23 protein-coding genes and 1 pseudogene are annotated in these 24,116 nt (G+C 67.7%); 10 read left to right on the top strand and 14 right to left on the bottom strand.

Annotated features, from left to right (window positions below):
* Positions 1-14 precede the first annotated feature (14 nt).
* Positions 15-1,427: an acetate metabolism transcriptional regulator RamB gene (gene ramB / locus ACPCXD_RS04910; protein WP_088897027.1), complete on the bottom strand. Its 1,413-nt coding sequence runs from the start codon at positions 1,425-1,427 to the stop codon at positions 15-17.
* A 53-nt stretch (positions 1,428-1,480) separates the two neighbouring features.
* Positions 1,481-2,626: a globin domain-containing protein gene (locus ACPCXD_RS04915; RefSeq protein ID WP_253249981.1), complete on the bottom strand. Its 1,146-nt coding sequence runs from the start codon at positions 2,624-2,626 to the stop codon at positions 1,481-1,483.
* A 534-nt stretch (positions 2,627-3,160) separates the two neighbouring features.
* Here ACPCXD_RS04915 and aceA point away from each other — a divergent pair.
* The 4 genes from aceA (at position 3,161) to ACPCXD_RS04935 (ending at position 9,059) form a co-directional block, all read left to right on the top strand.
* Entirely contained in the window at positions 3,161-4,450 is a 1,290-nt protein-coding gene (gene aceA / locus ACPCXD_RS04920) for an isocitrate lyase (RefSeq protein WP_006553580.1), read from the top strand.
* A gap of 168 nt (positions 4,451-4,618) precedes the next feature.
* Positions 4,619-5,515: a 3-hydroxybutyryl-CoA dehydrogenase gene (locus tag ACPCXD_RS04925; RefSeq protein ID WP_016693080.1), complete on the top strand. Its 897-nt coding sequence runs from the start codon at positions 4,619-4,621 to the stop codon at positions 5,513-5,515.
* A gap of 105 nt (positions 5,516-5,620) precedes the next feature.
* Positions 5,621-7,921 (top strand): 5-methyltetrahydropteroyltriglutamate--homocysteine S-methyltransferase, encoded by a 2,301-nt coding sequence (gene metE, locus ACPCXD_RS04930; RefSeq protein WP_033096358.1) that lies wholly within the window; start codon positions 5,621-5,623, stop codon positions 7,919-7,921.
* 79 nt (positions 7,922-8,000) lie between these two features.
* On the top strand, positions 8,001-9,059 hold the full coding sequence (locus ACPCXD_RS04935) for an NAD(P)-dependent alcohol dehydrogenase (RefSeq protein WP_016693082.1): 1,059 nt from the start codon (positions 8,001-8,003) through the stop codon (positions 9,057-9,059).
* A gap of 45 nt (positions 9,060-9,104) precedes the next feature.
* On the opposite strand, the gene ACPCXD_RS04940 is transcribed toward ACPCXD_RS04935, so the two are convergent.
* Positions 9,105-9,887: a SigB/SigF/SigG family RNA polymerase sigma factor gene (locus ACPCXD_RS04940; protein ID WP_016693083.1), complete on the bottom strand. Its 783-nt coding sequence runs from the start codon at positions 9,885-9,887 to the stop codon at positions 9,105-9,107.
* Positions 9,884-10,303, bottom strand: coding sequence for an ATP-binding protein (locus ACPCXD_RS04945; RefSeq protein WP_026061321.1), 420 nt, complete (start codon positions 10,301-10,303; stop codon positions 9,884-9,886). The genes ACPCXD_RS04940 and ACPCXD_RS04945 overlap by 4 nt, the downstream gene beginning before the upstream one ends.
* A gap of 308 nt (positions 10,304-10,611) precedes the next feature.
* On the opposite strand from ACPCXD_RS04945, the gene ACPCXD_RS04950 reads away from it, so the two are divergent.
* A complete protein-coding gene (locus ACPCXD_RS04950) occupies positions 10,612-11,055 on the top strand; it encodes an STAS domain-containing protein (RefSeq protein ID WP_033096142.1) in 444 nt (147 codons plus the stop codon).
* A 182-nt stretch (positions 11,056-11,237) separates the two neighbouring features.
* Positions 11,238-11,738, top strand: coding sequence for a hypothetical protein (locus tag ACPCXD_RS04955; RefSeq protein ID WP_423658664.1), 501 nt, complete (start codon positions 11,238-11,240; stop codon positions 11,736-11,738).
* Positions 11,739-11,771: 33 nt separating this feature from the next.
* On the opposite strand, the gene ACPCXD_RS04960 is transcribed toward ACPCXD_RS04955, so the two are convergent.
* The 4 genes and pseudogenes from ACPCXD_RS04960 to ACPCXD_RS04975 all read right to left on the bottom strand — a co-directional run.
* Complete coding sequence (locus ACPCXD_RS04960) at positions 11,772-13,064, bottom strand: glycosyltransferase (RefSeq protein WP_514132884.1); 1,293 nt, start codon at positions 13,062-13,064, stop codon at positions 11,772-11,774.
* Between the two features lie 99 nt (positions 13,065-13,163).
* The gene (locus tag ACPCXD_RS04965; RefSeq protein ID WP_033096139.1) at positions 13,164-13,520 is read right to left on the bottom strand and encodes a hypothetical protein; all 357 of its coding nucleotides are present in this window, start codon (positions 13,518-13,520) and stop codon (positions 13,164-13,166) included.
* Between the two features lie 139 nt (positions 13,521-13,659).
* Complete coding sequence (locus ACPCXD_RS04970) at positions 13,660-14,043, bottom strand: ANTAR domain-containing protein (RefSeq protein ID WP_423658666.1); 384 nt, start codon at positions 14,041-14,043, stop codon at positions 13,660-13,662.
* 3 nt (positions 14,044-14,046) lie between these two features.
* Positions 14,047-14,220: pseudogene (locus tag ACPCXD_RS04975) on the bottom strand (PAS domain-containing protein); the annotation flags it as partial.
* 294 nt (positions 14,221-14,514) lie between these two features.
* On the opposite strand from ACPCXD_RS04975, the gene ACPCXD_RS04980 reads away from it, so the two are divergent.
* Positions 14,515-14,715, top strand: a complete 201-nt coding sequence (locus tag ACPCXD_RS04980; RefSeq protein WP_033096357.1) for a hypothetical protein — start codon at positions 14,515-14,517, stop codon at positions 14,713-14,715.
* A gap of 87 nt (positions 14,716-14,802) precedes the next feature.
* On the opposite strand, the gene ACPCXD_RS04985 is transcribed toward ACPCXD_RS04980, so the two are convergent.
* The 4 genes from ACPCXD_RS04985 to ACPCXD_RS05000 all read right to left on the bottom strand — a co-directional run bounded on the left by ACPCXD_RS04985 (position 14,803) and on the right by ACPCXD_RS05000 (position 18,823).
* Complete coding sequence (locus ACPCXD_RS04985) at positions 14,803-16,245, bottom strand: alpha,alpha-trehalose-phosphate synthase (UDP-forming) (RefSeq protein ID WP_423658668.1); 1,443 nt, start codon at positions 16,243-16,245, stop codon at positions 14,803-14,805.
* A 138-nt stretch (positions 16,246-16,383) separates the two neighbouring features.
* Positions 16,384-16,530 carry a hypothetical protein gene (locus ACPCXD_RS04990; RefSeq protein WP_016693674.1) on the bottom strand — a complete coding sequence of 49 codons (147 nt, stop codon included), beginning with the start codon at positions 16,528-16,530 and terminating at the stop codon, positions 16,384-16,386.
* Between the two features lie 109 nt (positions 16,531-16,639).
* Complete coding sequence (locus ACPCXD_RS04995) at positions 16,640-17,206, bottom strand: type 1 glutamine amidotransferase domain-containing protein (protein ID WP_016693675.1); 567 nt, start codon at positions 17,204-17,206, stop codon at positions 16,640-16,642.
* Positions 17,207-17,296: 90 nt separating this feature from the next.
* The gene (locus tag ACPCXD_RS05000) at positions 17,297-18,823 is read right to left on the bottom strand and encodes an FAD-dependent oxidoreductase (RefSeq protein ID WP_160876719.1); all 1,527 of its coding nucleotides are present in this window, start codon (positions 18,821-18,823) and stop codon (positions 17,297-17,299) included.
* Positions 18,824-19,081: 258 nt separating this feature from the next.
* Here ACPCXD_RS05000 and ACPCXD_RS05005 point away from each other — a divergent pair, with 258 nt between their 5' ends.
* The gene (locus ACPCXD_RS05005) at positions 19,082-20,068 is read left to right on the top strand and encodes an alpha/beta hydrolase (RefSeq protein ID WP_253249984.1); all 987 of its coding nucleotides are present in this window, start codon (positions 19,082-19,084) and stop codon (positions 20,066-20,068) included.
* Between the two features lie 109 nt (positions 20,069-20,177).
* Here the strand turns inward: ACPCXD_RS05005 and surE are convergent, their stop codons facing one another.
* Together surE and ACPCXD_RS05015 are read right to left on the bottom strand one after the other, a co-directional pair.
* Positions 20,178-20,969: a 5'/3'-nucleotidase SurE gene (gene surE, locus ACPCXD_RS05010; RefSeq protein WP_016693678.1), complete on the bottom strand. Its 792-nt coding sequence runs from the start codon at positions 20,967-20,969 to the stop codon at positions 20,178-20,180.
* Positions 20,966-21,925 (bottom strand): 1-phosphofructokinase family hexose kinase, encoded by a 960-nt coding sequence (locus ACPCXD_RS05015; RefSeq protein WP_026061461.1) that lies wholly within the window; start codon positions 21,923-21,925, stop codon positions 20,966-20,968. The genes surE and ACPCXD_RS05015 overlap by 4 nt, the downstream gene beginning before the upstream one ends.
* A 115-nt stretch (positions 21,926-22,040) precedes the next feature.
* Between ACPCXD_RS05015 and ACPCXD_RS05020 the strand changes: the two genes are divergently transcribed.
* Together ACPCXD_RS05020 and ACPCXD_RS05025 are read left to right on the top strand one after the other, a co-directional pair.
* On the top strand, positions 22,041-22,484 hold the full coding sequence (locus ACPCXD_RS05020) for an SRPBCC family protein (protein WP_145693253.1): 444 nt from the start codon (positions 22,041-22,043) through the stop codon (positions 22,482-22,484).
* Positions 22,481-24,073 (top strand): phytoene desaturase family protein, encoded by a 1,593-nt coding sequence (locus tag ACPCXD_RS05025; RefSeq protein ID WP_423658672.1) that lies wholly within the window; start codon positions 22,481-22,483, stop codon positions 24,071-24,073. The genes ACPCXD_RS05020 and ACPCXD_RS05025 overlap by 4 nt, the downstream gene beginning before the upstream one ends.
* Positions 24,074-24,116: the final 43 nt, after the last annotated feature.

The following is a 24,116-nucleotide window of genomic DNA, read 5'->3' on the forward strand; positions in this document are numbered from 1 at the left end:
GAGCCTACCGACGCTCAGCGCACCAGATACGGCGAGACCGACGAACGGTGCTCGTTGATGTCGATCTCCTTGCCCAGGGGCGGGAAGGCACGCTGCGGGCAGTTCATCCGCTCGCACACGCGACAACCCGAGCCGATCGGCGTGCCTGGGTTGGACTCGTCGAGATCGAGACCGTCGGCGTAGACGAGGCGATGCGCGTGCCGCAGTTCGCAGCCGAGACCGATCGCGAAGGTCTTCGACGGCTGGCCGTAGCGTGCGGCGCGACGCTCGACCGTGCGCGCGACCCACAGATAGCGACGACCGTCGGGCATCTGCGCGATCTGCGTCATGATCTTGCCGGGATAGGCGAAGGTCTCGTAGACGTTCCACAGCGGGCACGTGCCGCCACTGGTGGAGAAGTGGAAACCGGTGGCGGACTGTCGCTTCGACATGTTCCCCGCGCGGTCGACGCGCACGAACGAGAACGGGACGCCCCGCAGCTTCGGACGTTGCAGGGTCGACAAACGGTGCGCAATCGTCTCGTAGCTGACGCCGTAGAAGGCCGACAGACGCTCGACGTCGTAGCGGAAGTCCTCGGCGATCTCGTGGAACTGTGTGTACGGCAGGATCAGTGCGGCCGCCCAGTAGTTGGCGAGCCCGAGCCGGGCCAGCGCGCGCGAGGCGTCGCTCGTGAACGAACCCTCCGCGACGAGGCGGTCGATGAGCTCCCCGCACTCCAGGTACGCGAGTTCGATGGCCAGCTTGAAGACCTGCTGCCCGCCGGACAGCTGCGGCGCGACTTCGAGGACACGGGTCTCGGGGTCGTAGCGGTGCAGGATGTTCTCGCCCAGATCGATGCGCTTGACGATCTGCACGTCGTGGACCGTGGTCATGCGGCGGGCGATCTCGCCGCCGACGTCGCCGCGATGGAACCGGATGCGGTTGGCCAGTTCCTCGGCCGCGGTGTCGAGATCGTGCAGGTAGTTCTGCCGCTGGTAGAAGTAGTCGCGCACCTCTTCGTGGGGCATGGTGATCGCACCGCTGCCACTGCCGTCGCTGTACCTCTCCTCGGTCGCGACGGCGAGCTGCGCGGTGGTGTTGCGGAAGCGCCGGTGGAGATTGACCATTGCGCGCGCCAGAGTGGGATGGGCTGCGACCATCTCGGCGATCTCTTGCGCGTCGGCCTCGATGCCCATCTCCTGGTCGAGCGCGACCTCCCGCATCTCCGCGATCAGACGGGTGTCGTCCTGCGAGGAGAAGAAGGTGGCGTCCACCCCGAAGACCTCGCTGATGCGCAGCAGGACGGGCACGGTCAGGGGCCGGACGTCGTGCTCGATCTGGTTGAGATAACTTGCCGAGATCTCGAGGGTCTTGGCGAGCGCAGCCTGGCTGAGTCCTCGCTCGGTGCGTAGCTGCCGCAACCGGGCGCCTACATAGGTCTTGGCCATTCGCCCAGGGTAGAACTGCCTCGCAGCCTTCGCAAGGTGGCGTTCGCAGCGTGTTAATCGACGGGCACCGGTGGAGCCTCGAGACCGAACCACGAGCCCGGCGCGAACGCTTCGAAGTGGATCGACCCCGGGGACAGGCCCGACGCGACGAGATCGGAGCGGATCGCACGCATGAACGGGATCGGACCGCACACGTAGGTGCGGGCGTCGCCCGGAATCGTCAGCCCGGACAGGGGAGTTCGCCCGTCGCTGCGGATCTCGTCGTACTCGGTGTAGCGCACGTGCAGCCGGGCGTCCGGCAACGAGTCGACCAGGATGCCGATCTCGGTCCGGTGCGGTTGCTCGTAAGGGGTGCGGTCGATGTGGACGACGTCGACGCTCCGGCCGTCGCCTCGGGACTGCATGTCGCGCAGCGCCGCGACGGTCATCGTCACGCCCACGCCTGCCGAGACGAGCAGCAGCGGTTCGCTGCCCCGATCGACCACGACGCTGCCGAAGGGCGGCGACACGAGGAGGTGATCGCCGACGCGCAGGCCGTCGCAGAGCACGGGGGAGACGAGTCCGTCCGGCACGCGCTTGACGGTGACGGCCAACTCGCCGCTCACCCTGCCGGGGAACACGGTGTACTGGCGGATCTGCTCGGAGCCGTCGGACAGCGCGACCCGCACCGAGATGTACTGGCCGGGAAGGAAGGCCGGCAGCGGTTCACCGTCGACGGAACGGAGGTGGAGGGTGGCCGCGTGCGCGCCGTCGTACTCGTGCTCGGTGACGACCACGCGACGCCAGATGTCGCCGGGCGCCACACCGGCCCGCCGGTACAGCTCCGTCTCCTGCTCGACGAGCGAGTTCGCCATCAGCGTGTACACCTCGTGCCAGGCCACGGCGACCTGCGGTGTGACGGCGTCACCGAGGACCTCGGCGATCGCGGCGAACAGGTGCGTCCGCACGATCCCGTAGTGCGCTGCCTGCACACCGAGGGACGCGTGCTTGGCGGCGATCCGCTCCATGATGGGGTCGATATCGGTCGGTGCATGGGTGACCAGCAGTGATGCGAAGGCGGCGACCGAGTCGGCGAGTGCCCGCTGCTGGGCCCCGTTGGCCTGGTTGGTGCGGTTGAAGGTGTCCCGCAGGGACGGGACGGCCCGGAAGAGCCGGTTGTAGAAGACACGTGAGATCGTGCCGATCTCGGCGCCGACCACCGGCAGGGTCGCTTCGACGATCGACCGCGACGTACTCGAGAGAATGTCGACTCCTCGTGTTCGGGGGCTGTTCGGCCGGGGCCCTGAGACACGAAGGCGCTACGACGCACCGGCCCCGATCCGGCCCGAGACATGTTACGGATGGGATTCCAGGGGTCAATGGGGATCACAAACGGCGATCAACGCTTGTGAAGGCAGTCACAGACAGGTGTCCGGTCCGTCCCGCGGTGGGTGATTCGTCGGGACGGGTCGTTCCGACGGCGTGGGCCGGACGACAGCGGCAAAAGCCGAGGTAGTTGCTACTCGCGGGTAATAAACGCGTGCCCGATTCGGGTAGTTGGACCGACCATCGATTAGCAATCTTCGCAATGCCTGCAACGAAAATAACCGAGATTGGCATTAGCAACAGGTAGACGGGTTTTTTGGACTGTGTCATTGTCGTTCTTGTACATCCGAACGGCACGCAAAGGATGTGAAGTCGTACACGCGTACTGCTTCATCCCGAGCGGGGCAGATCTAGAGAGTGGAGATTTGATGTCGACCACCGGCACCCCGAGGACTGCAGAAGAGATCCAGAAGGATTGGGACACCAATCCGCGCTGGAAGGGGATCACCCGCAACTACACCGCCGAGCAGGTCGCCAAGCTGCAGGGCAACGTCGTCGAGGAGGCCACCCTCGCTCGCCGCGGTTCCGAGATCCTGTGGGACCTCGTCAACAACGAGGACTACATCAACTCGCTGGGCGCCCTCACCGGCAACCAGGCGGTCCAGCAGGTCCGCGCCGGCCTGAAGGCCATCTACCTCTCCGGTTGGCAGGTCGCCGGCGACGCCAACCTGTCCGGCCACACCTACCCGGACCAGTCGCTGTACCCGGCGAACTCGGTTCCGCAGGTCGTCCGCCGCATCAACAACGCGCTGCTGCGCGCCGACGAGATCGCCAAGGTCGAGGGCGACACCTCCGTCGACAACTGGCTCGCTCCGATCGTCGCCGACGGTGAGGCCGGCTTCGGTGGCGCCCTCAACGTCTACGAGCTGCAGAAGGCCATGATCGCGGCCGGCGTCGCCGGTTCGCACTGGGAGGACCAGCTCGCGTCGGAGAAGAAGTGCGGTCACCTCGGTGGCAAGGTGCTCATCCCCACGCAGCAGCACATCCGCACCCTGACCTCGGCTCGCCTCGCGGCCGACGTCGCGGACGTCCCGACCGTGGTCATCGCCCGCACCGACGCCGAGGCCGCGACCCTCATCACCTCCGATGTCGACGAGCGCGACCGCCCGTTCATCACCGGTGAGCGCACCGCCGAGGGCTTCTACCACGTCAAGAACGGCATCGAGCCCTGCATCGCCCGTGCGAAGGCCTACGCTCCGTACTCCGACCTCATCTGGATGGAGACCGGTGTGCCGGATCTCGAGGTCGCCAAGAAGTTCGCCGAGGGCGTCCGCAGCGAGTTCCCGGACCAGCTGCTGGCCTACAACTGCTCGCCGTCCTTCAACTGGAAGGCGCACCTGGACGACGCGACCATCGCGAAGTTCCAGAAGGAGCTCGGCGCGATGGGCTTCAAGTTCCAGTTCATCACCCTCGCCGGCTTCCACTCGCTCAACTACGGCATGTTCGACCTGGCGCACGGCTACGCCCGCGAGGGCATGACGGCCTTCGTCGACCTGCAGGAGCGCGAGTTCAAGGCGGCCAAGGAGCGCGGCTTCACCGCCATCAAGCACCAGCGTGAGGTCGGTGCCGGCTACTTCGACACCATCGCCACCACCGTCGATCCCAACACCTCCACGGCTGCCCTGAAGGGCTCCACCGAGGAAGGCCAGTTCCACTAGGAACAAGCGCCACCGAAGAGGCCACCACCCCGCGGCGGGATCCACAGGTCCCCATGTCCTGCCGCGGGGTGCGTGCGTATCAGGGGCAGTTCTGCACCCGCGCACCCGATGGGTCCGCACCTGTACTTCCGGCCTCGGCCACGACCCCCACAACGAGAAGGAGCTGACGTGACCAGCGAAAAGATTCAGCGCGTCGGCGTGATCGGCGCCGGCATCATGGGCGCAGGTATCGCCGAGGTGTGCGCACGCGCTCATGTCGACGTACTGGTGTTCGAGCAGACCCGCGAACTCGCGGCTGCCGGACGCGCCCGCATCCTCCGGTCGCTGGACCGGGGTGTGAGCAGCGGGAAGATCACCGAACGGGAGCGTGAGCAGGCCGCATGGCGTCTGCGTTTCACCTCCGATCTCGGTGACTTCGCCGATCGGCAGCTCGTCGTGGAGGCCGTCGTCGAGGACGAGAAGATCAAGAGCGAGATCTTCGCCGAACTCGACAAGATCGTCACCGATCCCCACGCGGTGCTCGCATCGAACACCTCGTCGATCCCGATCATGAAGCTCGGTATCGCGACCGGTGCCCCCGAGCGTGTCATCGGCATGCACTTCTTCAACCCTGTGCCGGTGCTCCCGCTCGTCGAGCTCGTCACCACCCTGAAGACCAGCCCCACCGTCACCAAGCGCGCCGAGGCGTTCGCCGCCGACGTACTGGGCAAGCAGGTCGTGCGGTCCTCCGACCGTGCAGGTTTCATCGCCAACGCACTGCTGGTGCCGTACCTGCTCTCGGCGATCCGGATGGTCGAGTCCGGTTTCGCCACCAAGGAGGACATCGACAAGACGATGGTCCTGGGTTGCGCCCACCCGATGGGTCCGCTGGCCCTGACCGACCTCGTCGGTCTGGACACCGTCAAGTCGATCGCCGACTCCATGTACGAGGAGTTCAAGGAGCCCCTGTACTCGGCCCCGCCGCTGCTGCAGCGCATGGTCGAGGCGGGACTCGTCGGCAAGAAGTCGGGCGCCGGCTTCTACGAGTACGCCGACAACGGTCGCACGGTCAAGAAGGCCGGCTAGCCAGGTAGCACCACCGCACACGGCGCCCGTGCCCGGCGACAGTGTTCCGAACACTGGTCACCGGTGCACGGGCGCGATGTGCATGAGGGAAAGGTCGACGCCGACATGGCAACTCTCGCCGACGGATACGGATCGAGCATCCTCGGGTACCCGCGCATCGGGCCCCGCCGCGAGCTCAAGTTCGCCCTCGAGGCCTACTGGCACGGTGAGGGCACGCGCGACGAACTCGTCGCGGTCGCTCGCGAGCTCCAGGAGAACACCTGGCGCGAGCTCGCAGCCACGGGTCTGACCCAGGTACCCGGCAACACGTTCTCCTACTACGACCACGTCCTGGACAACGCCCTGTTGTTCGGAGCGCTGCCCGAGCGGTTCCGTCCGCTGGCCGACGAGCTCGACCCGCTCGATCTGTACTTCACGCTGTGCCGTGGACGCGAGGACTTCCCGCCGCTCGAGCTGGTGCGGTGGTTCGGTAGCAACTACCACTACCGCCAGCCCGAACTCGACGAGAACACCGTCTTCGAGCTGAACTCGGCGACTGTGCTCGACGAGTTCGAGCGTGCGAAGGCCGAGGGCGTCGAGCTGCGGCCGGTGGTGCTCGGCCCGGTCTCGCTGCTGCTGCTGTCGAAGGTCGCGCCGACGTCGACGAAGGAGGGCTTCCGCACCCTCGACCTGCTCGACGCGCTGCTCCCCGAGTACGAGAAGCTCTTCGAGCAGCTCGCCCGCGCCGGCGCGACCTGCGTGCAGCTCGACGAGCCGTCGTTCACCGAGGACCGCAGCGAGGAGGAGCTCGCAGCCCTCGCGCGTGCCTACGACGTGCTCTCGCACGCTCCGCTGCGTCCGCGTCTGCTCGTGACCGGCCCGTACGGGCATCTCGGCGAGGCGTTGCCGATCCTGGCCGCGTCGAAGATCGAGGCGATCGGCCTGGACCTGGTCGACGGCCGCATCAGCGCGGACGAACTGGCCGCCGTGCCCGGACTCAAGCGCAAGCGCATCTACGCCGGTGTCGTCGACGGCCGCAACGTGTGGAAGGTCGACCGCCACCGCACCCTCGAGTACCTGAAGTCGATCGTCGCGGTCGCACCGGATCTCGTCGTGTCGACCTCGTCCTCGCTGCTGCACGTGCCCTACGACGTGCTCGTCGAGTACGACATCCCCGGCGACGTCGCCGATCGTCTCGCGTTCGCGAAGCAGAAGGTGGGGGAGGTGGTCTCCCTCGCCAAGGCACTGACGACCGGTGCCGAGGAGCGGTGGCGCAAGCCGCCCGTGTCGGTGCACTTCAAGCAGAAGCACACCGTCCGTGCACGTCTGAACGCGATCACGCCCGCCCATCGGGTGCGTGCGCCGTACGAGGAACGCCGCGTCGCGCAGCAGAAGCGCCTGGATCTGCCGCCGGTGCCGGCGACGACCCTGGGCTCGTTCCCGCAGACCGCGGAGATCCGCAGGGCACGAGCAGAACTCGGTCGTGGCCGGATGTCGTACGACGAGTACGTCAAGCGCATCCAGGAGGAGATCGAGTCCACCATCCGTCTGCAGGAGGACATCGGTCTCGACGTCCTCGTCCACGGCGAGCACGAACGCAACGACATGGTGCAGTACTTCGCAGAGCTGATGGAGGGCTTCGCCACCACGCACTTCGGCTGGGTGCAGGCCTACGGTTCGCGCTGCACGCGTCCGCCGATCCTCTACGGCGACATCGTGCGCCCGAAGCCGATGACGGTCGAGTGGATCTCGTTCGCACAGTCGCTGACCGACAAGCCGGTCAAGGGCATGCTCACCGGTCCGGTGACGATGCTGGCGCGTTCCTACGTGCGTCAGGATCAACCGCTCCACGAGACGGCCGACCAGCTCGCGCTGGCCATCCGCGACGAGATCACCGATCTCGAGCGGGCGGGCATCGCGATCATCCAGGTCGACGAACCGGCCATCCGTGAGTTGCTGCCGCTGCGGCAGGACGGACGCGCCGAGTACCTCGACTGGGCCGTCGACGCCTTCCGTCTCGCCACCGGTGGTGCGAAGCCGGAGACGCAGATCCACACGCACCTGACCTATTCGGGTCAGGCGTCGGTGGTCGACGCGATCGAGCGGCTCGACGCCGACGTCACGGCGATCGTGGCGACGCGCTCGATCCGCTGGGTGCTCGAGGCGATCAAGGACCGCGCGCTGTCCCACGGTGTCGGTCCCGGTGTCTACGAGTCGCGGTCGGCCCGGATCCCGGACATCGACGAGCTCGACGAGTTGCTCACCGAGGCGGCGGAATCGGTGGAACTCGACCGGTTGTGGGCCAATCCGGACGGTGGCCTCAAGACCCGTCATCACTGGCAGCTCGAGCCGTCGTTGCGCAACCTCGTCGCCGCGGCGCGACGACTGCGCCGCCGGGCGGCACAACAGGCCGACCAGGCCGGATAGCCGAACCGTCTCGACGACGCGCACCCGCGGGAGTCCCCCGCGGGTGCACGTCGTCGTGAGGCGGAGTAGTTGTGGAGGAATGACGTCCACAACCGGTACGACCACCGTCGCCGCCTACGCCGCCACCGCGCCCGATGCGCCCCTGTCGAAGACCACCGTCGAACGACGTGCCCTCGGCCCGCTCGACGTGCTCATCGAGATCGAGTTCGCCGGCATCTGCCATTCCGACATCCACACCGCCCGGAACGAGTGGGGTGGAACCAAGTACCCGATCGTGCCGGGTCACGAGATCGTCGGTACCGTCGCCGCCGTCGGGTCCGAGGTCACGAGACATGCCGTCGGCGACCGTGTCGGCGTGGGCTGCTTCGTGAACTCCTGTGGCGAATGTGATCCCTGCCGAACGGGATTCGAACAGCATTGCACCAATCGGGTGACGGGGACCTACAACTCCGTCGACCGCGACGGCACCGTCACCCAGGGCGGCTACTCGACGCACATCGTCGTCACCGAACACTTCGTCCTGAGGATTCCCGACGGACTCGACCCGGCCGCCGCGGCACCTCTGCTGTGCGCGGGAATCACCCTGTACTCGCCGCTGAAGCGATGGAATGCCGGGCCGGGGAGCAAGGTCGCGATCATCGGCATGGGCGGCCTCGGGCACGTCGGCGTGAAGATTGCGGCAGCCATGGGGGCGGAGGTGACGGTGCTCGGCCACTCGCTGTCGAAGCGGGACGACGGCCTGCGATTCGGTGCGGTCGACTACCGGTCCACCGAGGACGAGTCGACGTTCAAGGAGCTGCGCGGGAAGTTCGACCTGATCCTCAACACCGTCTCGGTCAACCTCGACCTCGACCGCTACCTGTCGCTGCTGCGGCTGCACGGCACCCTCGTCGGCCTCGGCCTGCCCGAGAAGCCGCTGTCGGTGCGGGCGTTCTCGCTCGCGATGAACGATCGTGCGATGGCCGGATCGAATGTCGGCGGCATCCCCGACACGCAGGCGATGCTCGATTTCTGCGCAGAGCACGGTATCGGTGCGGAGATCGAACTGATCTCCGCAGACCGGATCAACGAGGCATACGACCGTGTGGTCGCCAGTGATGTGCGCTATCGCTTCGTGATCGACGCCTCGACGTTCTGACCGTGTCGACGTCCCGGGTAACGAGAACCCGGGACGTCGACCCCGTCAGAAGTTGTCGCCGAGCTGATCGCGGAGCTGCGCGAGGGTCTTCGTGAGCAGACGCGACACGTGCATCTGCGAGACACCCACGCGCTCGGCGATCTGCGTCTGCGTCATGTTGCCGAAGAAGCGCAGCAGCACGACCGTGCGTTCGCGGGCAGGAAGGGCCTCGAGCAGCGGACGCAGTGCCTCGTGGTTCTCGACCTCGTCCAGCGCGGCGTCGTAGTCGCCGAGCGTGTCGGCGAGGGTGAGCCCGTCGTCGCCCGACGGGGACGATCGGTCCACCGACACCGTCTGGTAGGCGTTACCGGCCACGAGACCCTGCAACACCTCCTCCTGATCGATGCCGAGTTCCTCGGCGAGCTCGGAAGCGGTGGGCGCACGTCCGAGCTGCTGGGAGAGCTCGGAGGTGGCCTTGCTCAGGGACAGGTGCAGTTCCTTCATGCGCCTCGGCACACGAACGGCCCAGCCGGCGTCCCGGAAGTGCCGGCGCACCTCGCCCATGATCGTGGGGACCGCGAAGGAGACGAAATCCGAGCCGCGTTCGGGGTCGAACCGGTCGACCGCGTTGACCAGGCCCAGACGCGCGACCTGCAGCAGGTCCTCGAAGGCCTCACCACGGCCGTCGAAGCGCCGGGCGATGTGCTCGGCGAGCGGAAGGCACCGCTCGACCACTTCGTCGCGGATGCGGATGCGACCGGGGTCGCCCTCCTCGAGTGCGAGGAGTGTTCTCAGCGTTTCGGTGACGTCGGCGTACTCGTCGCTCGACCTACCCGTGTTGCGCGTCACCGATCGGCGCTGCCTTCGGCGATGGACATGTCGATCGTGGCGCGCGAGTCGTCGCTCGTCACCGAGATGGACTCGGTCAGCGAGTTGAGCACGTGCCATCCGAAGGAGCGCGGCTGCCCGATTGCGGAGGCATCGTTCGTCGGTGCCGAGAGGCTGATGTGCAGCAGAGGAAGGGCCGCCCGGAAGGAGCATGCCAGAACGGCGTCCTCGGGAGCGCCCATGATCAGCCGCGTGGCCGCTTCGTCGACGGCGAGCTTCACGTCCGCCACGGTATCGAGGTCGAAGTCGTGCTGCAGCGCGATCGCGGCGGCTACCGCTCGGAGCACTGCGAGCTGATCGGGATGGGCCTCTACTCGAAGTTCGACTACCGGGGGATTGTGGTCGCGTGCCGATTCGATCGACGCGGATTTTGCCATGAGCCTGATGTCTCCAGTACGGGGAGTGGGGGTACGAGCGGGTCGTGTCTGTCTGGTCGTCGGAGAGATTACCCAGATATCGCGAACTCAATCCATCCGCCGTGACCTGGGCAGGGGTCCGCAACATGCCCGAAATGCACGTTCGATGTGTTGAGCGCCGATGGTTCGTGGACTACTGTTGGGGCAGAAGGTTGAGCACACAGCCGAGAACACGGAAGCACCCCCGTTTCGGGAGGGTTCCGATCGGTCACCGGTTGTGCCTGTCTCGTAGGTCGTGCTTCCTGCAATTTTCGATGTTGGGAAGTGCTATGACAGTTCCTCAGCGAATTGCCGCACAGGTAGATTCCGTCCCATCCGCATGGTCGGCTCGGCCGATCAGGTCCGATATCCCCGCAGAGCGGGTCGTCGGTGCGGAATTCAGTGCTCAGAGGATCGAGCCGGACCTCGTCTGGATCGATGTGCGCGGCGAGATCGACATCCGTAACGCACACGCTCTCCACGCGTTCACCCATCGGCAGCTCGAAGAATCGATCCGTATGGTCGTCGACCTCGGGGCAGTCGAATTCTTCGGTGCGGCGGGATTGTCGGTCTTCGACGATCTCGACGAGCGCGCGCGTGCCCTGAACGTCCGCTGGGCTCTTCTGAGTGGGCGACCGGTGGAACGGTTGCTCCGGGTCGCCGATGCCGCCATCGCCGCCAAGGCCTGCAGGACACGTGAAGCAGCGCTCGCTGCGGTCGCTCCTGTGATGTAAGAGGAGAGTCGACCACACGGCGTGGCACGCGATGCGCCACGCCCCTCCATACCGTTGCCGTTCGGGACACCCGGGCGGCAACGGTTCTGTTTCGGGACGCCTCCGATCCACCGACCGGCCCGACCTGCCCGTTTCGTCACTTCGACCCGGGGGAACCCGCTGATGAACCCGAGGAGGTCGAGATGAGCACGAACGACTGGATTCTGCTGGTGATAGCGGTGGTCGTCGCGTTGGTGGTGCTGGCGGTGCTGGTGTGGACGCTCCGCAACCGGCGCGCCGAGCGACGGCGTGCCGAAGCCGAACGTCTGCGTCGCAGCGTCGAGGAGAACAGGCCCGGAGTCGAACAACGGGCTGCGTCGGCCGAACGCACCGAAGCGGAGGCCCGCCGCGCCGCGGCGGAAGCCGAAGCCAAGGCGGCCGAGGCGGAGCGGCTGCGTGCCCGCTCGGAGGACGAACGCCGTACCGCCGAAGCGGCCCGAGCCGAACTCGACGAACGTCGTCGCCGCGCGGAAGAGCTGGATCCCCGTGCGGCGGGAGGCGCCGATCGCGGTGACTACCGCGGGGAATCGGCTCCGGGAACGGCAGGTTCGCCGACCTCGAACTCGGTGCCCGGCGGCGAGGGCCGGATCGGCGAGGTCGGTGGGGCGGGTGCGCACCGGAACGATCAGGACTTCCGTCGCTGATCGTTCCAGTGCATGTGCCGAGTTCGATGGGCGCTACTGCACACCGGTCCGTGCGGTCCGGTGTGCAGTACGCCTGACCGGCACGCACCGTTCGTAGGCGCGAAGAGTGTCCTCCGCCACGCGATCCCAGGTGTACCGGGCGAGCACGCGGTCGCGTCCGGCGATACCGAAGGTGGCGCGTGTCGTCGCATCGGAGAGAAGCCGGCGTGCGGCGGCCGCGACGGCCTCGGGGGAGCGGGTGGGCACGAGAAGGCCTGTGGCGTCGTCGAGCACGGTGTCGAGCATTCCACCCGAGGCGGTTGCGATGACCGGGCGACCACACGACATCGCCTGCAGGGCGAGCATCCCCGATGGATCGTGCCAGGGGGTGGAGGCCACGGCGTCGGCGGACAGGAGCAGACCGGGCATCTCGTCCCGCCCGACGTCGCGGCGGATCCGGACGCGTCCCTGCACACCGCGTACGCGTGCGAGCTTCACCAGACGGGACTTCTCCTGCTCGTCTGCTCGGCGCGACAGGTACGGCGGAGCGGGATGCGCGGCGATGACGAGTTCGGTGTCGGGAATGCCCGCCAGCGCTTCGATGGCGATGTCGAATCCGGAGCCCGGTTCGAGAGGACCGGCTGCGAGCAGGCGATGCTTGCGGGTCCTCGTGGTGTCGGGAGCGGCGGCGGTGCTGTAGTGCGCGGCGTCCACTCCACTCGGCACCACTGTGGTCCGCGTGCGGGGGAGTCCCATGCGCGCCAGCTCGAACACCTCGTCGGAACTCGTCGCGATCATGCGCGTCGCACCCCGGGCGATGAGTCGCTCCAAGCGGATTCGGTCGCGCGCGGATGCGTCCATCGCCGTCTTCTCCCGGATGCGGTGCTCGACCGTGCCGAGGGAGTGGAAGGTCTGGACCGTGGGGATGCCCAGTGAGCGGGTGGCGAGCTGGGTGGCCAGTCCGGACAGCCAGTAGTGGGCGTGGGTGATGTCCGGTGGTCGCTGACGCCACTCCCGATCCAGGAAGCTCCCGAATTCGCCCATTGCCGAGGCGGTTTCGTCGGGGCGCAGCGGGGACGGCGGTCCTGCCGGTACCTGCACCACTTCGTATCCACCAGGGGCGGAGATCCGGTCGGGGCCGTCGCGGTCCTCGCGGCGGGTGTAGACCACCACCTCGTGGCCGGCCCCGGCGAGGGCGGAGGACAGTTCGGCCAGGTGGACGTGCAGTCCTTGCGGCGCTGCACCTGCGTGCGCGCCGTGACCGAGCAGGGGATTCACTTGTCCGGCAACCATCGCGATCTTCACCACAGCGGTATTCCCGTGTGTGGTGGGGGATAAACCGGTCACGGCGCGTCGGTACGAACCGAAATACGCTGCTGTCCCGCCTGTTCGTTCGTGCGGGTCGGTGGCTCCGGCCGTCCCGGGCCGGGACGACCGGGCGCCGGATCAGATGATGGCGCGGGCGGAGATGGTGGCGTAGGCGACCATCAGCACCAGCAGTGCCCATCCTGCGCCCTGCCAGATCGGCCAGCGACCGCCGCGCTTCCATGTGCGGTACGCCGTCCACAGTGCACCGAGACCGCCGAGCAGGAGCACGAGTGTGGGGCCGAAGACGAGGATCTGGCGGGCGGGATCGGTGCACACCGCGAATGCGGCGTCGCTGCAGTCCTGTCCGGAGTTCGTGCCCCAGAGGATGGCGACGCCCATCACCACGAGTGCAGCGACGATCACGCCCCCGGCGTACATCGTGGCCTTACGGGCCGTGCGGGGGTCGTTCCAACGTTTCTCCACATCCTGGGTCATGGCTCTCCTCACGTCGAAGGGCGCGCGGGCGCAGCGACCGGCGCGGCGCCGGGCGCGACTCCACCTTCGGGTACCCCCGAGCGGGTCGCTCAATCGGGGAGGGGAGCGGGTCGCTCAATCGGGGAGGGGAGCGGGTCGCTCAATCGGAAGGGAGCGGGTCGCCCGAGCGGACTCGCTCGTGCACGGTGAGGAACAGGTGATCGAAACGGCCGCGGAACTCTTCGAGGAGCCCGGGGGTGGTCGAGATCTCGTGTACGAGCCGTTCGGCGAGTGACCGCAGCTTGAGGTTCGTCTCCTGGGAACGCCACACCAGGATCTCGAACGCGCGCTCGGCCGGGATCGTGTACGCCAGCATGAGAGCGCCCTTGGCCTGTTCGATGACGGCACGGGCGTCCGCCAGGGACGACATCGCCGCGTCGACCGCTGCCCGCAGGTCCTCTTCGAGAGCGTCGGTCAGGTCGAGATAGAACCCCGACGTGCCGAGAACCGAGCCGTCCTCGTCCACGATGCGATCACCGATCACGACGACATGTCTGATCGTGCCTCGGGTGTCGACGATCCGGTGCCGGCTGCTGAAGGGCTCACCCGTGGTACGGACGGAGGTGAGGAGCGTCGTGATGTCCTCCCTGTCGTCGGGGTGTTTGTGCCGGAGGACGAGTTCGGTCGTGGGTACGACGGTGCCGGGTTCGTAGCCGTGTATCCGGGCGACGGAAGCCCGACCATTCCCACGAGTCGTCGGTCGACAGGTACCGGAAACTTCAGACGTGCCGGGAGACGTCGTCGGCGAGGATCCGGCTCAACGCTTCATCGACGGGCGGATCGGTCACAAGAGAAATTATGCCGGTACTCCTACGCGATGGTGCACACCCGGATGTACAGAGAGGTGCTGCGTCCGGTATGGCCGGATCATGTTCCTCGGTGCGTTTGTTCGATTTCCACCTCGGGTATTGCTACCCGGCCGGACGGTCCGGCGTGTGGGACGGATCGAGGTGAGATCGTGCGATTGTTGAGTCTCGTGGTCCTGGTCTGGTTGATCATCGGTGCGGTGGCGGCCGGTCAGCGGGGCTACTTCAGCGACTCGGACCAGAACTGCAGCAGTCTCGCGACGGTGGCGGTCACGGTGGTGGCCGGGCCGCTCAACTACGCGGGCGTCAATCCCCAGGTCGAGTGCGAGGTACCGCAGCCGAGCCAGTAGGTCTGCACTTCTTCGGGCCTGCGGTTCTTCGAGGTTCGGGGCACGCGGGTCCCTCTCCGGTACGCGCCGGAGAGGGACCCGCGTGCCCTAGTTTTCCGCGGCAGCGACGTGCGCACCCGAGGTGTCCCGTAGATCCTCGAGGAAGGTGCGCGACCAACGGGCGACGTCGTGCTCCATGACGTGCGCGTGCATGGTCTTCATACGCCTCTTCCGTTCGGCCGGATCCTCCTCGATCGCCTCCACTATCGCGCGCTTGACGCCTTCGAGATCGTGCGGGTTGACGAGGAGGGCGCGACGGAGTTCCGCTGCCGCCCCGGCGAATTCGCTGAGAACCAGCGACCCGCTGCCGTCGCCGTGGCAGGCGATGTACTCCTTGGCGACGAGATTCATGCCGTCGCGCAGGGGAGTGACCAGCATGACGTCGGCACCGGTGTACATCGCGAGCAGCTCGTCGCGGTCGACCGAGGCGTGGAGGTAGTGGACGACAGGGGAGCCGAGCCGGGCGAACTCGCCGTTGATCCGTCCCACTTCGCGCTCCACCTGGTCCCGGAGCTGTGCGTATGCCGTCAAGCGCTCCCGGCTCGGCGTGGCCAACTGCACCATCACGACCTTCTCGGGATCGAGGGTGCCGTCGGCGAACAGCTCGTGCAGCGCCTCGAGCCGTACGTCGATGCCCTTGGTGTAGTCGAGACGGTCGACGCCGAGCAGCATGATCTCCGGATCGCCCAGATCCCTGCGGATCTCGGCGGCGCGCTCGCGAATGGCCTTGTCGCTGGAACGTTCCCGGAGCTGCGCGGAGTCGATGGAGATCGGGTAGGCGCCGACGCGGACCTGTCGATCGCCGAGATCGATGGTGCCGCCGGATGCGGTCCCGCGCGGTGCCGGGAGTCCGAACAGCCGGTTGGCGAGGTAGAGGAAGTTCTGTGCCCCACCGGGGAGGTGGAAACCGACGAGATCGGCGCCGAGCAGACCGTCGACGATCGCCTTACGCCACGGCAACTGCAGGAACAGTTCGGTGGGCGGGAAAGGGATGTGGAGGAAGAAGCCGATGGTGACGTCGGGCCTGAGCTCGCGCAACATCCGGGGAACGAGCTGGAGCTGGTAGTCGTGCACCCACACCGTCGCCCCGGGGGCGGCGGCGCGGGCCGCGGCCTCGGCGAATCGCTGGTTGACCGCGCGATAGGTGCGCCACCAGCGTCGATCGAAGGTGGGTGGAACGAGCGCGTCGTGATAGAGCGGCCACAGGGTGTCGTTCGAGAAACCCTCGTAGTACTCCTCGACTTCCTGGGCGGACAGCTCCACCGGATACAGCGAGAGCCCGTCTTCTTCGAAGGGATCGACCGTCACGTCGGGAGTGCCGGGCCAGCCGACCCAGGCGCCGCTGTTGGACCTCAGGACGGTCTCCATCGCGGTCACCAGACCACCGGGGCTGCGTCGCCAGACCGGCGGGCCGCCGTCGGCCGGCGTCTCCATATCCACCGGCAAACGGTTGGCGACCACGACGAAATCGTCGGAGTTCGGCTCGTTCATATTCCCGCCTTCGTGCAATTGCCTTACGGCGAACCAATCCCAAATGTTCGAAATCGACTACTTCTTGTTATCAAGGCGGGTAGGGGGCCGCAAACCGCGAGCGCCGCTGCAGGCCTTCGACCAGCAGTTGTTCGGGAATCAGCTCTCGCTCGGCAGGGGAGCGGCCGAGGTGTCGAACATTTCGTCGATACGCTTCTTGATCTCCGCGGTGCTGAACCGCACGCCCTGGTGGAGGGGCGCGGAGGGAAAGACGGTGGCGCCGGAAACGGGGCTCTGCTCGAGCATCGTCGAGGTCCTTTCGAAAACAGGTGGGGACGGACCGGAACCTCTGCGGTCGCGGTCGCGGTCGGTGGAGGAAAGAGGATGGGCCTGCGTGGTGCGCGGCCCGAAGAAATCAGCTCGCGGGGTTCGCTGCGAAGAGATCGACGAGTGCCTTGCAGAACGCCGGCAGGTCGCCGGGATTGCGGCTCGAGACGAGATTGCGATCGACGACCACCTCCTGATCGACGACGTTTCCGCCGGCATTGCGGATATCGGTACGGACGCTCGGATACGACGTCAGGGTGCGGTCGCGCACCACGTCGGCCTCGACGAGCGTCCACGGCCCGTGACAGATCACGCCGACCGGACGCCCGGAGGTGACGAACTCCCGCACGAACGACACGGCCTTGTCGTCCTGGCGCAGCTGATCGGGATTCGTGGTTCCACCGGGAAGTACCAGGCCGTCGAAGTCGCCGGGGGAGACCTCCGAGACGAGGTGATCGACGGTGTACTTCCCTGCGGCGTTGACGTCCTTCTCCATGGCCTGGATCTCGCCCTGCTCGATCGAGACGAGCCGGACGGTGGCGCCCTCGTCCTCGAGAGCCTTACGCGGCTCGACGAGCTCGACCTCCTCGACTCCGTTCGTCGCGAGAATTGCGACGGTCAGTCCGGACAGTCGTGCCCCATCGGCGGAATTCATGTTCGTGTGTCCTTTCTCGGCTGCTGTCAGAACTACCCGGCTGCGGTGGGTGTGAAACGCAGGCTCTCACCCCTGCTTTCACCCTCGCCGTCACCTGGGGGAGAGATCGCCGGTCGCGGGTCCCTCCAGCAGGGCGCCGTCGGCGGCGAATCGGGAACCGTGCAGCGGGCAGTCCCACGACGACTCCGCGTCGTTCCACCGCAGGATTCCGCCGAGGTGTGGGCAGACCGCGCTCACGCGGCGGGTCCGGCCGTCGACCGTGGACACTCCGACGGGACGTCCGCAACTGCGCACCACCCGGCCCTGTCCTTCTTCGGGCTCCGGTCCGGAGGACGTCGCGGCCTGCAACCAGCCCTTGGCCATGTGCCATGCGACGGTGGCATTGAGCTTGGCTGCGGTGGGGGCGCCGGTCACCAGTTCGGTGCGCCAGGCCGCCAGGGCGGGCGCCCACGCCTCGACCTCGGGGTCCGGCGACTCCGAGAACCGGGACGCGATGATGTGCGCCGCCGCGACCCCGCCGGTCATGCCCCACTTGCCGAAGCCGGTCGCCACCCAGATCCGGTCGGCGCCTGGCAGGACGGGCCCGACCTCGGGGAGGCTGTCCATGTTCGTGTAGTCCTGCGCCGACCACCGGTACAGCTCGTGGGCACCGGGGAAGGTCCGTTGACTCCATCGCAGCAGGTCGTCGTACGCCGAGCGGGGCGACTCGTGCCGGCCGACGACGTGCCCGTTCCCGCCGACGAGCAGCAGTCGATCCGCCGACGAGGACGTTCCCGCCGCGGAGGCGGTGCGGAGCGACCTGGTGGGACTGTCCGCGGACAGGAACATCCCTTCCGGAGGACCGCCGGGCACCTCGACCGCGATGGAGTACGAGCGGTCGGGTTCCACCCTGGCGAAGAATGCACCGCGGTCCAGGATGGGGATGCCGGTCGCGAGGACCACGCGGTCTGCACGGACGTCGCCGTCGTCGGTGCGGACGACGCATCCGGCGTCCTCGGTGTCCACGGTCTTCACGCGACGCCCGACGAACACGTCGGCGCCGGCCGTGCGTGCCCGGTCGACCGCCGTGTACAGGAGCGGCATGGGATCGATCTGCACCTGGTCGGGGATCGTGACCGCCGCGGCCACGGCGAAGGGGAGCGGGATCTCGCCGACACGTTCGGCCGGCAGTCCGGCCGCGCGGCAGTGGTGGTACTCCGCGTCGATCATGCTCACGTTCGACGGGTCCTGCGCATAGGTGTAGGCGTCCGCACGATCGAAGTCGAGTCCGTTCTCCGTGCAGAAGTCGACCACCCACCGTTGCGCGGCCAGGGTGCCGTCGACATATCCCTGACGGACCGCACCGGAATGTCTGCGGCCGATCTGCGACAGGCGTGTGCCCTGCAGGACGCTGACCTTGCCGGTGGTGTTTCCGGTGGTCACGGCCCCGATGTCCCGGGCTTCGACGATCGCGACGCGCAGTCCCCGCTCGGCGAGGAGCAGGGCGGTGACGGTGCCCGTGATCCCTGCGCCGACGACCACGACGTCGTAACGCTCCCGGCGGGCCGTCCAGTCGTCGTACGTCGCGGTCCGCGAGGCGCGATCCCGCCACAGGGACACCGTGGTCTCGGTAGGCATACGCGCTGGTTACCTCCCCGGTCGGACCGGTAAACGGGGCGCCGCGGGGGCGCCTCGCACCCGTTCGTGTCCGGTTCGTGATCCGAACCGGGTGTTTCGATGCCGGACAGGTGTGGGTAAACCGCAGTACCACGTGGCGTAAGGCGAAATAAATCAACCGGTTTCGTGGGTGTCCCACGGGAGGTTCCAGTGCTGTCTTCTGAGATCGACGATTTCGGTGGATGTGAGGGCGTCAGCCGCACCCACCGAGGTGGAAGCGTGCGCTCCCGATTCGTTCGGGGCGCAGTGCGCGCACTCGCGAAGCCGGTCGTCGGGGCATGGATGGCCCGGCCGGACCTCGCGTGGCCACTGTCGGTCGTCGACGGCGCTGCGTCCCTGCTCCCCAAGCCCTCCGGAGCCCAGTACGTGGAGGTCGACCTGGGTACGTGCAGTGCCGAGTGGATCCGTGCGGAAGGACGATCGACCAAGCGCGCGGTGCTGTACCTGCACGGCGGCGCTTTCCTGATGTGCGGACTCAACACTCACCGTTCGCTCGCCGTGAGCCTGTCGGATCGCGCCGACGGCGCGGTTCTCAGCGTCGACTACCGGATGCTGCCGAACGCTCCCATCGCACACGCGGTGGACGACGCGGTACGCGGCTACGAGTGGTTGTGCGAGAAGGGTTATCGGGGAGAGGACATCGTCATCGCCGGCGATTCCGCCGGGGGATACCTGTCGTTCATGACGGCCCTGGCCATCGCGGAATCCGATCTGCCCCGCCCCGCCGGCATCGTCGCGCTGTCGCCGCTCGTCGACCTCGATTCGGATCGCCGCGCCGAACACGACATGCAGGCGGCCTGCCCCATGTTCCCCGGATCGGCCGTGCAGTCGCTCGTGCGCTACATCGAGGGCACCCACACGCGTCTGACCGTCGACGGGGAGCCCGGACCGCTGATGTGCCCGCTGGACAACGACCTCAGTGTGCTGCCGCCGGTGATGATCCACGCCGGTCACGACGAATTGTTGCGCAGCGACGCCGAATCCATGGCACGGGCCGTGCGGGAGGCCGGGGTCAGCTGCGACCTGCACCTGTGGCGACACCAGGTGCACGCGTTTCCGATATTCGCCGACAGTCTTCCCGAGAGCCGGCGCGCGCTCGCCGAGGCCGGCAGGTTCGTGCAGTCCGTGACGGACACGGCCGGTCGCGCCGAACGGTCCGTCGTCACGCCGATCTCCCGCTACGTCTCGAATTCCGCCGTGGCCTGATAACCGCAGTGTCCTGAGAACTACAGTGCCCTGAGAATCGCAGGGAACGATATCTTTTCACGGCCGGGACCGCTCGGTCGCGGCGTCCGCGACCGAGCGGGATCCGAACCTACGACTGCGCACTGTCCGAATGGGCGAACTCCAGGGTGTCGAGATCGGTGTCCGCCACCTCGAAGGGCATCGTCAGCACGGTCGCGGTGGCCCATCCCTGGCAGACGAGAACGGCGTCGCTGTCGTGGGATTCGTCGAGTTCGACGGCCCGGAAGGTGATGGGCAGGGCGCGGGAGATGTCGCCGTCGTCCTCGACCTCCCCGATCTCGGCCTGGACGGCACCGAACTCCGCCAGCGGGGCACTGCGCAGTCCGCGCAACTCGTGGACGGGTATGTCGGGGATGTTGACGTTGAGAACCGCACCCGGACGGCTGTGTTCGACCGCCCACTCGAGAGCGTGACGGGCCACCAGTTCGGCGGTCTCCCATTGCGACGGAGCCGTCCCGTTGAGGGACAACGCGACCGCGCGGGCGCCGTGGCTGGCCGCGGTCAGGGCCGCGCCCACCGTTCCCGAATGCAGGATCGCGTGACCGGTGTTGGGGCCCAGATTGATCCCGGACAACACGATGTCGGGTGCCGTCCCGAACGCGCCGTACGAGGCGAGGAAGGTGATCAGCGCCGGAGATGCCTCCACCGCATAGGATTCCACCTCGGGCAGGTCGTCGATCGGGCGACGGCTCAACAGGAGCTTTCCTTCGTCCTGGAGAGCGGTCAACGATGCGCTCGCGCCGCTGCGCTCGACATGGGGCGCCGCGACCTGCACGTCGAATCCCGCCTCCACGGCGAGGCGTGCGAGCAGGGCGAGACCGGGGCTGTCGATGCCGTCGTCGTTGACGATCAGTGCTTTCATGAACGCTTCCCCTTCACCTTCCGGACCTCCACCTTCTCGGCCATCTTCTCCACCGCGCCACGATGTCCCGTCGCCAGACCGCGGCGCGTGACGTTGACCGCGCCCGCTGCGGCGCCGAGACGCAGCGCGTCCTCGAACTTCGCACCCGCGGCGTAGGCCGAGGCGATGCCGGCGGTCATCGAGTCTCCGGCGCCGTGGTGGTCCACCGTCTGCACCGAGGGGGCCTCCACCTCCCAGACGGTTCCGTCGTGCAGTGCGATCGCCGGATCACCGGCGCGGGAGATCACCACCGAGGCGGCACCTTCGTCGTGGAGACGGTGCATGGCCTCGATGAGATCGTCGAGGTCCTCGGACTTCGCGCGACCGTCCTCGATGAGATCTTCGTGGCTGACCTTCAGCACGGTCACCCCGCCTTCGAGGGCCGCGCCGAGGGTGGGGCCGGACAGGTCGGCGACGACCGGGACGCCGAGCGCTCCCAGATCCGAGCACAGCCGCGTGTACATCTCCGCCGGCACGGCGTCGTCGCAGTGCGGTCCGCCCAGCATCGCGACCTTCGCGCACATCGCGGACGCCAGCGACGCGCTGAACAGATCGTCGGTCTCGTGCCGGGTGAGCGCCGGCGGGTCGATCTCCACGATCTCCTTCCGTTCGCCTTCGCGACGGTCGTGGATGTAGGAGCCGTTGGGCGACGCGGTCTCCACGGCGTGCACCGTCACCCCTTCGCGGTTCATCATGTCGACGAGGACCGTGCCGGACTCGCCGCCGAACGGTCCGCACAGGTGCACGTCCATTCCCAGGGTCGCCGCCATGCGGCCGATCCAGAATCCCTGCCCGCCGGGGTGCACGTGCAGTTCGGTGCTTCCGTCGGGTGCCTTCTCGAGTGTCACAGTGAGGAGCGGGGACGGTGCGAAGACGAAGGCGTACGGGTTCGAGGAGGGGGTGTTCTCGGCTTCCATGCCCGCCCGGATACCCCCTCCGAACAGCGATGACACCCGGCGTCGTGTGACACCTGCGGTGGCGGGGTATGCGTCTGCCGCAAGCGAGCTGTCGTCCAGCAGATGAGGAGCGGGCATGGCCAGGATCGCGACGATCGAGACTTCGGTGGCGCCGGCGCGAGTGTGGGAGATCCTCGCGGACGGCTGGCGGTACGCGGGATGGGTGGTGGGTGCGTCCCGCATCCGGGCCGTCGATCCCGCCTGGCCGCAGAAGGGCACCCGGATCCACCATTCGGTGGGTCTGTGGCCTCTCCTGCTCGACGACCACACCGAGGTCAAGGCCATGGTGCCCGAACGGGAACTGGTGCTGCGCGCCCGCGCGTGGCTGTTCGGCAAGGCCGAGATCACGATCACCCTCGAACCGACCCACGACGGCGGCACCCGCATCACGATGGCCGAACACATCGTTGCAGGCCCGTACGCCCTCGTCCCCGACCGCGTGCAGGAGGAACTGGTGTTGCCCAGGAATCAGGAATGCCTGAGACGGCTGGTGTTGCTCGCCGAAGGCGCCACCGAATGAGCGACACGACGGTCGACGCGGTCGTCATCGGCGCGGGACCCAACGGTCTGACCGCCGCCGCGGTGCTCGCCGACGCCGGATGGGACGTCCTCGTGCTCGAGGAACAACCCGAACCCGGTGGCGCCGTGCGCAGCGCGGAACTCCACCCGGGATACTGCGCCGATCTGTTCAGCGCGTTCTATCCGCTCGGCGTGGCCTCACCGGCCTTCCAGGCTCTCGACCTCGCATCGCACGGCCTCCGCTGGGCGCGTTCGCCGAAGGCCTTCGGTCATCCGCTCGGCCCTGACGACGAGGACGCGATCGTCGTCTCTCCGGATCCCACCGACACGGCAGCCGACCTCGAGCGTCGCTGCGTCGGTGACGGGGAAGCGTGGCTGGCGGTGTTCGACCAGTGGAAACAGGTGCGTGGACCGTTGCTCGAACTGCTCCTCGGCCCGTTCCCGCCCGTCCGGGGCTCGGTGGACCTGCTGCGCACCATGAAGACGGGTGATCTACTGCGTTACGCGCGCATGCTGGCGCTGCCCGTCACCCGGATGTCCTCCGAACTGTTCGGCGGTTCGGCGGCGCGGTTGCTGCTCCTGGGCAATGCCATGCACGCCGACACACCGCCGGAAGCGCCCGGCAGCGGGGTCATGGGCTACATGCTCACGATGCTCGCGCAGGACGTCGGATTCCCCGCGCCGGTCGGCGGGGCGGGAGCGCTCACCGACGCGCTGGTCCGGCGCGGCGCCTCGGCAGGCGCTCAGCTGCGGTGCGACTCGCCGGTCGTCGGCGTGGAGGTACAGGGCGGGAAGGTCTCCGCGGTCCGGACCGCCGGCGGCGAGCGGGTGAAGGTGCGCCGCGCCGTCCTCGCCGACACCTCGGCCCCGGCCCTGTACTCACGGCTCCTGCCGGCCGACGCCGTCGGGTCACGGGTGCTCGACGACCTGCGCAAATTCGAGTGGGACACCCCGGTCGTGAAGGTGAACTACGCGCTCGACGGCCGCGTGCCGTGGCGTTCGCCCTCGTTGAGCGGGGCCGGCACGGTGCACGTCGGTGCCGATACGGACGCGATGATCCGGTGGTCGGTCGATCTGTCCACCGGCATCGTCCCCGAGTCCCCCTTCCTGCTCTTCGGCCAGATGACGACCACCGACGCGACACGATCGCCCGAGGGAACCGAAAGCTGCTGGGCCTACACGCATCTGCCGCGGGGCATCACCGACGACGCGTCGGCCGACCTCCTCGCCGAACGCGTCGACGCGCAACTCGAGGCCTACGCACCGGGTTTCGGTGCGCGCGTGGTCGGCCGACACGTCCAGCGACCCGGCGACCTCGAAGCGGCCGACGCGAATCTCGTCGGCGGCGCCGTCAACGGGGGAACCGCGCAGGTCCACCAGCAGTTGTTCCTGCGGCCCACTCCCGGTTTCGGTGGACCGCGAACCCCGGTCGAAGGGGTGTATCTCGCCAGTTCGGGTGCCCATCCGGGCGGGGGAGTCCACGGCATGGGCGGCTGGAACGCCGCTCACGCCGCACTCGCGGACCGGAAGCGTACTGCTCCGGTGACCCGGCGCGTGCGAAACACCGCGCGCCGGGTGCTGTTCTCGTGACCGCCGGGTGTCGCTCGCGGATCGGTGGCGTGTTTCACACGGA

It is taken from the genome of Rhodococcus sp. AB351 (assembly GCF_049538275.1).
Taxonomy (GTDB): Bacteria; Actinomycetota; Actinomycetes; order Mycobacteriales; family Mycobacteriaceae; genus Rhodococcus.

Coding starts and splice junctions, on each gene's coding strand:
- ACPCXD_RS04990 (WP_016693674.1), bottom strand. CDS start 16,530: ATGCTCGAGCAGAGCCCCGTTTCCGGCGCCACCGTCTTTCCCTCCGCG.
- ACPCXD_RS04965 (WP_033096139.1), bottom strand. CDS start 13,520: ATGACCCAGGATGTGGAGAAACGTTGGAACGACCCCCGCACGGCCCGT.
- ACPCXD_RS05000 (WP_160876719.1), bottom strand. CDS start 18,823: ATGCCTACCGAGACCACGGTGTCCCTGTGGCGGGATCGCGCCTCGCGG.
- ACPCXD_RS04985 (WP_423658668.1), bottom strand. CDS start 16,245: ATGAACGAGCCGAACTCCGACGATTTCGTCGTGGTCGCCAACCGTTTG.
- aceA (WP_006553580.1), top strand. CDS start 3,161: ATGTCGACCACCGGCACCCCGAGGACTGCAGAAGAGATCCAGAAGGAT.
- ramB (WP_088897027.1), bottom strand. CDS start 1,427: ATGGCCAAGACCTATGTAGGCGCCCGGTTGCGGCAGCTACGCACCGAG.
- ACPCXD_RS05025 (WP_423658672.1), top strand. CDS start 22,481: ATGAGCGACACGACGGTCGACGCGGTCGTCATCGGCGCGGGACCCAAC.
- metE (WP_033096358.1), top strand. CDS start 5,621: ATGGCAACTCTCGCCGACGGATACGGATCGAGCATCCTCGGGTACCCG.
- ACPCXD_RS04955 (WP_423658664.1), top strand. CDS start 11,238: ATGAGCACGAACGACTGGATTCTGCTGGTGATAGCGGTGGTCGTCGCG.
- ACPCXD_RS04995 (WP_016693675.1), bottom strand. CDS start 17,206: ATGAATTCCGCCGATGGGGCACGACTGTCCGGACTGACCGTCGCAATT.
- ACPCXD_RS04950 (WP_033096142.1), top strand. CDS start 10,612: ATGACAGTTCCTCAGCGAATTGCCGCACAGGTAGATTCCGTCCCATCC.
- ACPCXD_RS05015 (WP_026061461.1), bottom strand. CDS start 21,925: ATGGAAGCCGAGAACACCCCCTCCTCGAACCCGTACGCCTTCGTCTTC.
- ACPCXD_RS05020 (WP_145693253.1), top strand. CDS start 22,041: ATGGCCAGGATCGCGACGATCGAGACTTCGGTGGCGCCGGCGCGAGTG.
- ACPCXD_RS04935 (WP_016693082.1), top strand. CDS start 8,001: ATGACGTCCACAACCGGTACGACCACCGTCGCCGCCTACGCCGCCACC.
- surE (WP_016693678.1), bottom strand. CDS start 20,969: ATGAAAGCACTGATCGTCAACGACGACGGCATCGACAGCCCCGGTCTC.
- ACPCXD_RS04945 (WP_026061321.1), bottom strand. CDS start 10,303: ATGGCAAAATCCGCGTCGATCGAATCGGCACGCGACCACAATCCCCCG.